Here is an 11,871-nt window from a genome sequence, read left to right on the forward strand (position 1 = left end):
CGCGCGCTTGCGCGCGATGATCCCGGCCGAGGCGCGGCCGAGGTAATGCAGGATGGTCTCCACGCGGATGCGCACCGAGCCCGCCGGCTTGGTGGAATCGAGCTCCTGGAAGGCGAAGTAGAGCGTGCCGGAATGCTCGACGATCTCCTGCACCGGCGTGAAGGTCGGCTGGTCCATGCCGCATTCGTAGCTGGCCAGGCGGATCACGCCGGCGATCCAGGGCATGCGCGCGGCGAATTTGGCACCCCACAGGATCTCGTTGGTGTTCGCGCTGTAGGAAGAGGGCCAGACATCGGCGATGTCGAAGGCCGAGGCGACGAGGCCCGCGCGCACCTCCTCGCCGAACAGCCAGTCCGTCAGGTCCGCGTCGTGCGGCAGGTATTGCGACCACAGCACGGGATAGCCGGCATTCTGCAGCTCGTTCTCGATCTCGTGGCCGATGCCGGGGTCCATGTGGTAGGGCCGCGCGAGCACCAGGACGCAGGGCCGGTCCTCGGCCGCGCAGCGTTCCAGGACGTGCCGGCTGCGTCCGCGCATGTCGGCGTCGAAGCGGGCGAGCGCGGCGAAGCCCTCGGCGACCGCGGCCTCCGTCTCCGCCGGCGTCAGCCCGGGCAGGATGCCGTCGAAGGCCTTGAAGAGCTGGCCCGCCACCAGCGCCGGCTCGGCCAGCGTCACCAGCGGCGCGACGTAGCGCAGACCTGCCTCGGCGAAGAGGTCCTTCTCCCGCGTGAAGCCGGCGCGCACCATCTCGGGCCCGGCCATGACGCGCGGGCAGGCGAGGCTGTCCACCACATGCCCGGCCAGCACGGAGGGCATGTTGTAGATCAGCGGCGAGAACAGCACGTCGAGCTTCCGCCGCTGGCCGAACATCAGCTCGCCGTAGTGGGCGGAGGCGCATTTCACCGGCCAGCAGCAATCCACCGTGCCGCGGCCGCGGCCGAATTCGCGGAACTGTTCCTCGGAGGTGTCGCTCGAGAAGACGAGGCGGTTCGCCGGCAGGCCGAGCGCGCCGAAGAAGCCCAGCCAGAAGCGATGCGTGGACCAGACGTTCAGGATGCGCGGCATGCCGATGCGCAGCTTCGCCCGCGCCTCAAGCTGCGCCGGCGTCGCCTCAGCCGGCGAGGCGGACGGCGCGGAAGGCTTCCTCGCGAACCAGGGCACCAATGTTCGGCGAGACACCGGCATTCTCCTCCATCGCGTCCTTCACCACGCGCATCTCGTTGACGTCCTCCACCAGCCCCTTCGGGCAGGAATTGGCGGCGATGATGCGCTGCCATCCGGGATCCAGCGGCACCTTGCTCCAGGGGCGGCCCGGCGCGCCGGGCAGTTCCACATCGATGAAGCTGCGCTTGCAGTTCACCGTGCACCAGCGGCAGACGGTGTCCTCGCTGGTCGTGGTGCGCCAGGTCAGCGCCTCGATCGCGTCGAAGCCGCGGAAGCGCGTGGCCTTGCCCGGCGACCAGGCGTCGAGCGCCGAGAGCGCCGCGCCCATCGCGCCGGCCTCGCCGGCATAGGGGTGCACGCGGATCTCGGCGTCCGGGATGCGGGCGGTGATGAAATCCACCTGCGCCTTCACCACCGCCAGGTTGCGATGCGTGCCGCCCTGCAGCACGAAGCGTCGCCCCGCCGCGCGCAGATTGTTGAGCTGCCCGGCATAGACCCAGACATTCAGCGGCAGCACCGCGGCGAGGGCCGCCATGATCTCCTCCGCCGCCCAGCCCTTGCGCTGCTGGTTGACGATGTCCGATTGCAGGAACACGCCGCAGCCCATCGCGAGGGCGGGCATGGCGCGCGCCGCGAAGGCCTTCTCCGCATAATCCGCCAGCCGGATGCCGTAGCGTTCCGCGACGCCCTGCAGGAAGGCGCCGTTGCCCGAGGAGCATTGCGAATTGAGCCGGAAATCGGAGACGGTGCCCTGGCGCAGCATCATGATCTTCACGTCGGTGCCGCCGACGTCGCAGATCACCTCCGCATCCGGGAAGATCTCGATGGCGGAGCGGGCATGGGCGACGGTCTCCACCACCGCCTCGTCGGCGCCGAGGATGTCGCGCAGCAGGTCCTTGCCGTAGCCGGTGAGCGCCAGCGCGCCGATATCGGTGAGCCCCGCCGCGCGGATGTCGCGGAACAGCGCGCGCGCATCCTCGATCGGGTTGCCCTTCGACGGCGTGTAGGCGGCGTGCAGCAGCCTGCCGTCGGGCGCGAGCGCGACGGCCTTCGCCGTGGTGCTGCCGAAGTCGCAGCCGAGGATCACCGGGCCCGCATGCCCCGCCGCACCGGCCGGCCGCGGCCCCGCGGTTGCGCCGTAGCGCGCGCGGAACTCGGCGAGTGCCGCGGGATCGCCGCCGAGCGGCGTGCCGCCTTCCTTGGCCTTCGCCGCGTGCTGGCCTTCCTCCACCCACCAGCGCAGCGTCGTGGCGCCGACATAGCGCCCGGAGTCCGGCGGCTCGGTGCCCGCCACCTCCACGCAGCCGAGCGCGCCGTAATACAGCGCATCCTCCGGCACGGTGATCAGCGTCTCGGGCGTCGCGCCCTCCGGCAGCGCCACGCCGCGCTCCTGCCAGAGCAGGCCGAGATGGTGCCGCCAGGCCTGCTGCAGCCCCTGGAAGAAACAGTTGGGACCGCCGAGCAGGAGCACCCGCGGCATCGGCGTGTTGCCCTTCGTGAGCGTGGCCAGGTTCTGGTAGACCACCGCCTCGAACAGGCTGGCGACGATCTCCTCCACCCGCACGCCGGACTTCAGCAGGGAATTGGCGTCCGCCTCGGCGAAGATGCCGCATTTAGAGCTGATCTTGTGCAGCGTGTGTCCGTCATAGGGCATGCGCGCGAGCTTCTCGGGCGGGATGCGCAGCTTGCGCGCGGTCTTCTCGATGAAGGTGCCGGTGCCGCCGGAGCAGGCGGACTGCATGTAGATCTGCTTGCCCTTCCCCGCCTCGGAGGCGGTGAGGAAGATCGTCTTCATGTCCTCGCCGCCGATCTCGGAGACGAAGTGGACGTCGGGATGCAGCCTCTCCACCGCGGCGGCGACGGCGACGACCTCCTGCACGATGCGGCCGCCGACCAGCGGCGCGATCAGCCCCGCGCCGGAGCCGGTGAAGAACAGCCGGTCCCGGCCCGGCTGCAGGCCGCACTCCGCCTCCATCCGGGTCAGGAACTCCAGCACCTTCTCCGCCTGGTGCGTGTCGTGGCGCTGATAGTCGCGCCGCAGCACCGCCTCGCCCTCGCGCAGCACCGCCTTGACGGTGGTGGAGCCGACATCGATGCCGAGCGTGCGCATCACAGCTGCTTCCCCGCCATGTGCAGCACGGCGTTTGCCGCCGTGCCCGCCGCCCCGCGATGCGGCAGCTTCCAGGTCGCGCGGTTGAGGTCGGGATCGTTCGCCGCCCGCTCCCGCGCCTGGTCCAGCGTCATGCCCGCCGCCTTCAGCGCCTGGTCGAACTCCGCCGCGGCGCGCTTCTTCGCTTCCGTCAGGATCATCTGGCAGCGGGAGAGCGCGTGAACCTCGGCATCGCCCTTCACCTCGATCGGTGCATAGAGCAGGTCCGGGTGGTCGCCGAGCACGCGCGCCATCGCGCCGACGCTCATCGTGTTCGGCATGCAGGCATAGGGCGACAGCTCGCAGGTCATGTGCGCATGCCGGTGCTTGTGCGCCCAGATCGCCTTGCCGATCAGCATGTCGCCCTCCCCGCCGGACATGCGGTGGTGGAAATAGGGCGCGGCGAGCGCGCGCAGCTCCTCCTGCCGCGGCATCTCGTGCGGGATGTGGTTCAGCGCGCGGCGCAGCCGGTCATAGGTGAATCGCAGCACGCGCTGCAGCGCCGCAGCGGCCGCGATGCGCAGGCCGGCATGCCTGATCGTCGCGCGGCGGTCCTCCGCCTCCTGCCTGGCGAAGCGGATCAGGTAGTCGAGCCAGACGGCGATGGAAGCCGGATAGACCTCCGCCCCCTCGGCCTCGAGCCAGCGATGGATGTTGTAGTTCGGCTCGCCCTCGACGGTCTGCAGGTAGAACTCGCCGGTGATCTTGACGACGGGCTTCACCCGCAGGCGGTCCACCGAAACCGCGTCGAAGCGGCGCCGCGCCTGGCGCAGCGCATCGGTGAAATAGGGCGTGGCGAGATGCCAGGCGAGCGTGCCCCACTTCTCGCCGCGCCTCGGGCGGTTGCGGAAGGCCTCCGCGAGAAGGTCCACGCTCTCGCGCACGGCGCGTTCCGTGGCGCCGGGCTCGTGCTCGAAGGGCCGCGTGCGATACTCCATCGCCTGGATCAGGTCGCCGCAGAAGCAGGCCCAGACGGCCCCGAGGATCAGCGGCAGCTCCGGCTGGAAGGCATCCGCGGCGCCGTCCGACTGGTCCACCCGGTCCTGCGCCAGCAGCAGCATGCGGAACCGCTCGAGGCCGAGGTTGCGCAGCGCCAGGTCGTAGCTCTGGTGATACTGGCCGAACCGGCAGGCGCCGCAGGAGCCGACGGTGAGGAAGACGTAGCGGTCGCGGACCGCCTGCGCCCCGTGATGTGCCGCCTCGCCGCGCAGGAAGTTGGCCAGGTTGCCGGTGGTGAAGGAGGTCGGGCAGCATTGCCCGATATCGGCCAGCTCGCGCCCGGTCATCAGGTCGGCGCGGGTCGCCGTCGGCAGGGCCCGGGCGCGGTAGCCGAGATTGGCGAAGACCGCCTCGGCCAGGCGCTCGCTGCGCCAATGCAGCCCGCCGAACAGGAACTCGGCCTGGCGCGCTTCCGCCGCTGTCAGCCGCGGCGCCCGCGGCGGACGCCAGTGCCGGCCTGCGATGCCGTCCATGCGTTCCCCCCGATCCGGCATGGGCCGGAGCCCTCATCGGCAGAGTGAGAGCAGAGGCAAGGCCGGCCGCGCCTTGACGTAAGTCAATACGAATATTTCGGGATCAACGCCAGCGGGATGTTACTGTGTTGATGCCGGACCCGCGCGGCCGGCAGCCGCGCGGGAGGGCCGGTCACAGGAGGTCGAATCCGCCCGGCGCCCCACCGTTGAGCGGCGTCGCGCTGAACAGGCTGCCGTCCTGGATCGCTTGCCAGACCAGGTTCGGGTCGTCATGGCCGCGCAGGATCACGAAGGGCTGCCAGCCGCCGGTGGTCGCGGCCGTCAGCACGGTCGAATTCCCCCCCTCCGCGGCGAAGGCGAAGACCTTGCCGACATGGCTCTCGCCCATCCGTACCGGGTCGGCGAGGAAGCCGTCGAAGCCGATCCAGTCCCAGCCGATGGCGAAGTCGGTGATGACGTCCGTTCCCCAGTCGCCGGTCGTCCAGATGAAGCCGTCCTTGCCGCCGCCGCCGGTCATGGTGTCCGCACCCTGGCCGCCGGCAAGGGTGTCGTTGTCGCCGCCGCCGTTCAGGATGTCGTCCTGGCTGCCGCCGGACAGCCGGTCCTTGCCGCTGCCGCCGATCAGGTTGTCGCTGCCCGATCCGCCGATCAGCGAGTCGTCGCCGATGTTGCCGAGCAGCGTGTCGTTGCCGGCGCCGCCGTCGATCGTGTCGTTGCCGCCGCCGGCATCGGCGCGGTTCGCCTGCGAGCCGAAGCTGAGCAGGTCGTGGCCGGCGGCGGTGTTCACGCGCTCGATGCCGGCCAGGACGTCGGTGTAGAGGCCCTGCGTGGCCGTGCCGTTGCCGCTGTTGTTCAGCGTCAGCACCACCGCCTGGCCGCCGGTCCAGAGCGCGGTGTCGGTGCCGCCGCCGCCATTGATGGTGTCGTTGCCCTCGTCTCCGCGAAGGGTGTCGGCGCCGCCGTTGCCGAACAGCATGTCGTTGCCGCTGCCGCCGAACAGCCAGTGGTTGCCGGCATCGCTGGTCAGCATGTCGTTGCCGGCCTCGCCATGCGCCTCGCTGCCATGCGCACCCTCGATCCAGAGCTGGTCGTTGCCGGTGCCGCCGTAGAGCTCGTCGCGCCCCTCGCCGCTCCAGATCGTGTCGTTGCCGGCGTCGCCGTGGAGACTGTCGTTCCCGTCGCCGCCCCAGAGCTTGTCGTTGCCGGTGCCGCCGCGCAGGCTGTCATGGCCGTCATTGCCCTGGACCTGGTCGTTGCCGGTGCCGGCATCCACCGTGTCGGCGCCGAGCCCGCCATGGATCGTGTCGTTGCCGCCCTCGCCGAAGATCTCGTCGTTGCCGCCGAGGCCGCGGAGGAAGTTGCCGCCGCCGTTGCCCGTGATCCTGTCGCTGTAGGCGGTGCCGGTCGCGTGCTCGAAGCTCTTGAGGTAGTCGCCGCCGAAGGTGCCGACATCGTTGATCGAGCGCGCCTCCGCGAAGCCATGGCCCTGGCCGTCATTGATGTCGAGGTCGATCTCGATGGCGCTCCAGAACAGCTCGTAGCTGATCTCGTCGCTGCCGCTGCCGCCATGGACCAGCACATTGCCCTGGCTGATGTAGAAGGAGTCGGGGAAGTCGTTGTTGAGGCCGTCGTGATAGTCGCCCGGGCGGTCGCGCAGGACCTGGTCGCTGCCGCCGAGGGCATGGATCTGGCGGTTCCAGTACCAGTAGTCGTGCTGCGTTCCGCCATCGTGGAGCAGGTAGTGGTCCGAGCGCCAGAGCGCATCGGCTGCGGCAAGATCGGCAAGCAGCGTGTCGGGGTATTCCGTCCCGCGGATCGGCTTCGGAAAATGGCGCTCGGGCATGGCTGCGTTCTCCCATCGTCTGTGCGTTGCGGGCGACGGGCCGCGGGCAAGGCTCTCCCATGGCCGCGGCAATGCCGCTGCGGGGGGCGATGCGGTTCGGTGGCGGTTCGTCGCGCGCCGCGGCAGGTGCCGCGGCATGGGCGGGACGATAGGCAGGGCCAGGATGCCGACGAAACGGCATGGGCGCAGGCGGCCCATGCAGCGATGCGGGTTCGGGCCTGGCTACTCGCCTGCGGCCGGCAGCGCGGCGTCGCGCCCGGCGATCAGCGCGGCGAGTGCCGCGGCATCGCCGAACTCCACGCCGCCGCTGTTGCGCCGCGTGCAACCGGCTTGACCCGTGCCGCCGCGCGGCGGAGCGTCGCTGCGGCCGGGCGGGAGATTCGCGGCATGACAGGCTTCGCCGAGCAGGTGATCGCCGGCCTCGCGGAAGCCGGCGCGGCGGCAAGCGCGGCGGAGGGGCCGGAGGCGGCGATGCGCGCGCTCGTGACCTTCTGCCATGCGGCGCTCGGCGACCATGGCGCGGCGGCGCGGCCGGGCGCGCTGAGGCCGGGCGAGCGCGACTACCGCGTCTCCGGCTGCTTCCTCGTCACGCCGGATCGGGGCTGGCACATGCTGGTCGGCAATGTCGGCTTCCCGCCCGAGCAGGCGCGGCTGATGATCCCGATCGAGGGCGGCCATCCCGGCCGCGTGATGCGGAGCGGCCAGCCGCTGCTGCTGGCGAACACCGACGAGGACCGGAACTTTCGCCAGTATCTCAAGACGTCGCGCATGGGCTCCTCGGCCTATGCGCCGATGTGGTGGCGCGGCGAGTTCCTCGGGCAGATCGTGGTCGCGGCGCAGGCGCGCTGGACCTACCGCGCGGAGGACCTGGCGGCGCTGGTGCTGGCCTCGCGACTCGCGGCCGCAAGCTGGGTGGCGCAGGGCGGGCCGGAGTGGCTCCGGGCCAATGCCGACCCGCCGGACGCGTACCGCGTGACCATGGAAGGCGTCTGAGTTTCAATCACGCCCGCTCGCCAAGGGCAGCCCCTCGTCGCGCCAGCCGGTGATGCCGCCCGGCATGGTCTTCACCGCCCGCCCGAGTCCCGCGAGGCGCAGCGCCGCGCGATCGGCGCCGTTGCAGTGCGGCCCCGCGCAATAGACCACGAACAGCGTCTCCGCCGGCCAGCGCGCAAGCCGCGCCTCGGTGATGTCGCGATGCGGCAGCGAGACGGCCCCGGGGACATGCGCCGCGCCGAAGGCCGCCCGGCCGCGCACGTCCAGCAGCACGAAATCCGCCGCGCCGGCCGACAGCGCGGCATGGACATCGGCGCAATCGGTCTCCAGCGCCAGGCGCCGCAGCGCATGGTCGGCCATCTCGGCCGGCGCGACAGGCGCCACCTCGGTAACGGGACTTGGCATGATCTTGACGCTCCGTGACCATCTCGGGACTCCGCGAGCCCCGCAATTCCTGCCAGATACGCGCCGGAGCACGGAGTGCGTGAGGGACGGCGATGCCAGGGAAGCGCAAGATCCTGCCAGACCCTCCCGCCAACGCCCTGGTCGCGGTGCTGGCCTATGACGGGCTCTGCACCTTCGAATTCGGCTGCGCCGCGGAGGTCTTCGCGCTGCAGCGGCCGGAGATGGGGCCGGGCTGGTACCGCTACGCCGTGGCCGCGCTGGAGCCGGGCCCGCTGCGCGCGGCGGGTGGGCTGACCGTCACCGCCGATGGCGGGCTCGAGGTGCTGGACCGGGCCGGCACCATCGTCATCCCCGGCTGGCGCGGCGTCGAGGCGCCGGTGCCGCCCATCCTGTGCGACACGCTGCGGGCGGCGCATGGGCGCGGCGCGCGGCTGCTCTCGCTGTGCTCGGGCGTCTTCGTGCTCGCCGCCGCCGGGCTGCTGGAAGGCCGCCGGGCCACCACGCATTGGCGCTACCACGCCGCGCTCGCGGCCCTTTATCCCGGCGTCACCATCGTGCCGGACGTGCTCTATGTGGATGAGGGCAGCGTGCTGACTGCCGCGGGCAGCGCCGCCGGGCTCGACCTGATGCTGCATCTGGTGCGCCGCGACTTCGGCGCCGCGGCCGCCAACCTGGTGGCGCAGCGCCTGGTGGTGCCGGCGCATCGCGACGGCGCGCAGGCGCAGCGCCTGGCGCGGCCCGTGCCGCCGGCGCGCGGCAGCGGCGCAAGGCTGGCCGCCGCGCTGGATGCGGTGCGCCAGAGGCTCGACGAGCCCTGGAGCGTCGCCCGCCTCGCGCGGGAGGCCGCGACCAGCCCGCGCGGCCTGCATCGCCGCTTCCGGGAGGCGACGGGCATGAGCCCCGGCGACTGGCTGATCGCCGAACGCCTCCGCCGCGCGCAGGACCTGCTGGAGACGCGCCGCCTGACGGTGGAGGCCGTGGCGGCCGCGGTCGGCTTCGGCACGGCGGCGACGCTGCGCCACCATTTCCGCGCCCGGCTTGGCACGACCCCGCGCGCGTGGGGAGTGGAATCGACGCAGGCGGCGGCCCGGAGTATCAGCGCCCCGCCATGACCGACACCCTGCCCGACCGCCTCTCCGTCGACCCGCGCAGCCCGCATCATGACGAGGCGCTGCTCAAGCGCGGCATCGGCATCCGCTTCAACGGGGCGGAGAAGACCAATGTCGAGGAATACTGCATCAGCGAGGGCTGGATCCGTGTGGCCGTCGGCAAGACGCTGGACCGCAAGGGCAACCCGCTGACGATCAAGCTGCAGGGCAAGGTCGAGCCCTACATCAAGGACGAACCGGCGGAGGGTTGAGCCCAGCCGCCGCAGTTATCTCAGTCACCACGGTAGCTTGAAACTGCCAGCAGGCAAATTCCGCACGAAATCCGAGATCCGGGTTCCCACCTCGTCCATCGCAGCACCTAGTTGAGAGGTGAGATACTTCTCGCCGATCGTGCGGCTCAACTTTCCGAGCCAGAGGGCCAGTCCGCGCAGAGCGCTTTTGTTCGCGTGAGATCCTTCGGAGAGCTCCAGCCGAGCCTCTTCGAGGACAACGAGTAGCTGCTTCTTCTCGGCGTTCGGCATGACAGCCGGCTCAGGACCGTTATCGGCCTTCAAAAGTGCAATGAGCTTGCGCAGATCGTCGGTGAGCCGGGCGACCTGCCGTGCCAAGCTCGGGTCATCCACTTGTACCCACTCCGGGCGAGCGCTCATGCCCTGGAAGTCGCGTCCAACAGACCTCGTGACATATACGTCGTCGTACGCTTCTTGAGCGTGGCTCGTTGTCGTGTGACTGAAACCGAAATACGACAGGGCTGCCTCGAAATCCGACTCGTCAGTTCCGCTCGATCCTTTCTCGAGGACATCGAGCAACACGCGAGCATAACGCCGGAAGTCTCCCTGAAGAGCAGAGACCTCATAATCTGTGCTCGTTACGCCGGTCATCCGTGACGACCAATTGACGGTCATCAGTCTCTTTCCTCTCTCGAAAGCTAGGCTTACCCCTTCCCGCCGAAGAACCGCTTCAGCTTCGCCCAGATCCCCTCGCCGCGCGGGGCGATCTTCTGGTGCGTGACATGCGGCCGGCGGGAGGGGGGCGGCAGCGCGCTGGCCACCGTATGCCGGCCGGCATCGCCGGCCTCGATCAGGCGCTGTTCCAGCATGACCACCTGCGCCACCGCCTCGGGCGGGGACTGCTTGGCGATGCCATCGGCGGTGCTGGCCGCATCGTCCCAGGCCTCGGCGCGGCGCAGCGCATCCACCACCCGCACGGACTGCTCGAGATCGAGCGGCGGGCCGCCGCGCCAGAGCGCCACCGCGTCCAGCCGCCAGCTGCGCGCGAGGTCGGGCCGGCCGAGATCGTCGGCCACCCAGGCGGCCTGCAGCGTGGCCTCCGCCGCGGCATGCAACGCGCCGGTCTCCTCCAGCACCAGGGCCCAGGCCAGGAAGCGCCGGCCGAGCGGGGGGATGGAGGTGTCGGCCAGCAGGGCGCGGAAGGGGGCGGCGCGCACCGCCTCGGCGGCGGCCGGATGGGCGCGGCTGATGTCGGGGGCGCAGTAGCCGCAATTGGGGCATTGCTGCAGCCAGCGCGCCATGGTGGAGCGCACCGGCTCGCCCGGCCGCAGGTCGAGATCCGGCGGCTGCTCCGGCGGCGCGGGGCGGAAGGGTGGTTGCCGGCTCTCGGTGCCGCAGACGCCGCAACGGAGCGTGCCGGACGGGGCGGAGCGTGAGCCGGGCGAGGGGATCTCGGCCATCACCCTCAAACTAGGCAGCTTCCGGCTCGGGGCGAAGAGGGGACCGTGCCAAACTTGCCGCGCAGGGGCATGAAGCAAGCGCATCGGGAAGCCCGGCGGCGCGAGCGCGCCTTGCCCACCGGCGGGGGGCATCGCTAAACCTCGGGGCCATGCCGCGCGGCGACCTCTTTCCCGACATCGCTCCCTATGAAACCGGCCTGCTGCCGCTCTCGGGCGGGCATGTCATGTATTGGGAGCAGGTGGGGAACCCGCGCGGCCAGCCCGTGCTGTTCCTGCATGGCGGGCCCGGCGCCGGGGCCGGGGCGATCCATCGCCGCTTCTTCGATCCCGGCCATTGGCGCGTCGTGATCTTCGACCAGCGCGGCGCCGGCCGCTCCCGCCCGCTGGGCGAACTGCGGGAAAATTCCACGCCGCACCTGGTCTCCGACATCGAGGTGCTGCGCCGTTTCCTCGGCATCGAGAAATGGTTGCTCTTCGGCGGTTCCTGGGGCTCGACCCTCGCGCTCGCCTATGCCCAGGCGCACCCGGAGCGCGTGGCCGGCTGCGTGCTGCGCGGCGTCTTCCTGGGCCGTCAGACCGAGGTGGAGTGGTTCCTCTACGGCCTGCGCCGCGTCTTCCCCGATGCCTGGGCCGCCTTCGCGGAGCACATCCCGGCGGCGGAGCGCAACGACCTGCTCGGCGCCTATCTGCGCCGCCTCTGCGACCCCGATCCGCTGGTGCATGGCCCGGCGGCGCGGGCCTGGAGCCTCTATGAAGGCTCCTGCTCCACCCTGCTGCCGAGCCCGGAGACGGTGGCGAGCTTCGCGCAGGACCGCAGCGCGCTCGGCCTCGCCCGGATCGAGGCGCACTATTTTGCGAACGACCTGTTCCTGCCGCCGGAGGGGCTGCTGGGCGGCATGGAGCGCATCGGCCATGTCCCGGCGGAGATCGTGCAGGGCCGCTACGACATGGTCTGCCCGCCCGACACCGCCTTCGACCTGGCCGCGGGCGGGGCCCCCGCCCCCGCGGGCCCGCGGGCCGGGGGCCGGGCGTAGGCGCGGGGGGCC

Annotated in this window: 11 protein-coding genes; 4 read left to right on the top strand and 7 right to left on the bottom strand. The window is 71.0% G+C overall.

The annotated features are described in order from the left end of the window. The 4 genes from AC1MIR_RS22740 to AC1MIR_RS22755 form a co-directional block, all read right to left on the bottom strand. A partial coding sequence (locus AC1MIR_RS22740) for an acyl-CoA dehydratase activase-related protein (RefSeq protein ID WP_480030467.1) occupies nucleotides 1-1,065 on the bottom strand: 1,065 nt, incomplete at its 3' end. A gap of 46 nt (nucleotides 1,066-1,111) precedes the next feature. After that, nucleotides 1,112-3,274: a BadF/BadG/BcrA/BcrD ATPase family protein gene (locus AC1MIR_RS22745; RefSeq protein WP_480030468.1), complete on the bottom strand. Its 2,163-nt coding sequence runs from the start codon at nucleotides 3,272-3,274 to the stop codon at nucleotides 1,112-1,114. Continuing rightward, nucleotides 3,274-4,785, bottom strand: coding sequence for a hypothetical protein (locus AC1MIR_RS22750; RefSeq protein ID WP_480030469.1), 1,512 nt, complete (start codon nucleotides 4,783-4,785; stop codon nucleotides 3,274-3,276). Before AC1MIR_RS22750 ends, AC1MIR_RS22745 begins: the two co-directional genes overlap by 1 nt. Before the next feature lie 172 nt (nucleotides 4,786-4,957). Beyond that, entirely contained in the window at nucleotides 4,958-6,628 is a 1,671-nt protein-coding gene (locus tag AC1MIR_RS22755; RefSeq protein WP_480030470.1) for a calcium-binding protein, read from the bottom strand. A 387-nt stretch (nucleotides 6,629-7,015) separates the two neighbouring features. Here AC1MIR_RS22755 and AC1MIR_RS22760 point away from each other — a divergent pair, with 387 nt between their 5' ends. Then, nucleotides 7,016-7,621, top strand: a complete 606-nt coding sequence (locus AC1MIR_RS22760; RefSeq protein WP_480030471.1) for a GAF domain-containing protein — start codon at nucleotides 7,016-7,018, stop codon at nucleotides 7,619-7,621. A gap of 3 nt (nucleotides 7,622-7,624) precedes the next feature. Here AC1MIR_RS22760 and AC1MIR_RS22765 read toward each other — a convergent pair whose 3' ends face one another. Further along, a complete protein-coding gene (locus AC1MIR_RS22765) occupies nucleotides 7,625-8,026 on the bottom strand; it encodes a rhodanese-like domain-containing protein (protein WP_480030472.1) in 402 nt (133 codons plus the stop codon). A gap of 92 nt (nucleotides 8,027-8,118) precedes the next feature. On the opposite strand from AC1MIR_RS22765, the gene ftrA reads away from it, so the two are divergent. Then, a complete protein-coding gene (gene ftrA, locus AC1MIR_RS22770) occupies nucleotides 8,119-9,138 on the top strand; it encodes a transcriptional regulator FtrA (RefSeq protein ID WP_480030473.1) in 1,020 nt (339 codons plus the stop codon). After that, a complete protein-coding gene (locus tag AC1MIR_RS22775) occupies nucleotides 9,135-9,386 on the top strand; it encodes a DUF3297 family protein (RefSeq protein ID WP_480030474.1) in 252 nt (83 codons plus the stop codon). The genes ftrA and AC1MIR_RS22775 overlap by 4 nt, the downstream gene beginning before the upstream one ends. 24 nt (nucleotides 9,387-9,410) lie before the next feature. On the opposite strand, the gene AC1MIR_RS22780 is transcribed toward AC1MIR_RS22775, so the two are convergent. Both AC1MIR_RS22780 and AC1MIR_RS22785 read right to left on the bottom strand, forming a co-directional pair. Next, nucleotides 9,411-10,040, bottom strand: a complete 630-nt coding sequence (locus AC1MIR_RS22780) for a hypothetical protein (RefSeq protein ID WP_480030475.1) — start codon at nucleotides 10,038-10,040, stop codon at nucleotides 9,411-9,413. Nucleotides 10,041-10,069: 29 nt separating this feature from the next. Continuing rightward, nucleotides 10,070-10,825 carry a hypothetical protein gene (locus tag AC1MIR_RS22785; RefSeq protein ID WP_480030476.1) on the bottom strand — a complete coding sequence of 252 codons (756 nt, stop codon included), beginning with the start codon at nucleotides 10,823-10,825 and terminating at the stop codon, nucleotides 10,070-10,072. Between the two features lie 149 nt (nucleotides 10,826-10,974). Here AC1MIR_RS22785 and pip point away from each other — a divergent pair, with 149 nt between their 5' ends. Further along, nucleotides 10,975-11,859 (top strand): prolyl aminopeptidase, encoded by an 885-nt coding sequence (gene pip, locus AC1MIR_RS22790; RefSeq protein WP_480030477.1) that lies wholly within the window; start codon nucleotides 10,975-10,977, stop codon nucleotides 11,857-11,859. Nucleotides 11,860-11,871 lie beyond the last annotated feature (12 nt).

This window comes from Falsiroseomonas sp. RANM36, from assembly GCF_056682175.1.

Excerpts from the sequence above, each read along its gene's own strand:
- AC1MIR_RS22745 (WP_480030468.1), bottom strand. The coding sequence starts at position 3,274 with ATGCGCACGCTCGGCATCGATGTCGGCTCCACCACCGTCAAGGCGGTG.
- AC1MIR_RS22750 (WP_480030469.1), bottom strand. The coding sequence starts at position 4,785 with ATGGACGGCATCGCAGGCCGGCACTGGCGTCCGCCGCGGGCGCCGCGG.
- AC1MIR_RS22765 (WP_480030472.1), bottom strand. The coding sequence starts at position 8,026 with ATGCCAAGTCCCGTTACCGAGGTGGCGCCTGTCGCGCCGGCCGAGATG.
- AC1MIR_RS22780 (WP_480030475.1), bottom strand. The coding sequence starts at position 10,040 with ATGACCGTCAATTGGTCGTCACGGATGACCGGCGTAACGAGCACAGAT.
- AC1MIR_RS22775 (WP_480030474.1), top strand. The coding sequence starts at position 9,135 with ATGACCGACACCCTGCCCGACCGCCTCTCCGTCGACCCGCGCAGCCCG.
- AC1MIR_RS22755 (WP_480030470.1), bottom strand. The coding sequence starts at position 6,628 with ATGCCCGAGCGCCATTTTCCGAAGCCGATCCGCGGGACGGAATACCCC.
- AC1MIR_RS22760 (WP_480030471.1), top strand. The coding sequence starts at position 7,016 with ATGACAGGCTTCGCCGAGCAGGTGATCGCCGGCCTCGCGGAAGCCGGC.
- ftrA (WP_480030473.1), top strand. The coding sequence starts at position 8,119 with ATGCCAGGGAAGCGCAAGATCCTGCCAGACCCTCCCGCCAACGCCCTG.
- pip (WP_480030477.1), top strand. The coding sequence starts at position 10,975 with ATGCCGCGCGGCGACCTCTTTCCCGACATCGCTCCCTATGAAACCGGC.
- AC1MIR_RS22785 (WP_480030476.1), bottom strand. The coding sequence starts at position 10,825 with ATGGCCGAGATCCCCTCGCCCGGCTCACGCTCCGCCCCGTCCGGCACG.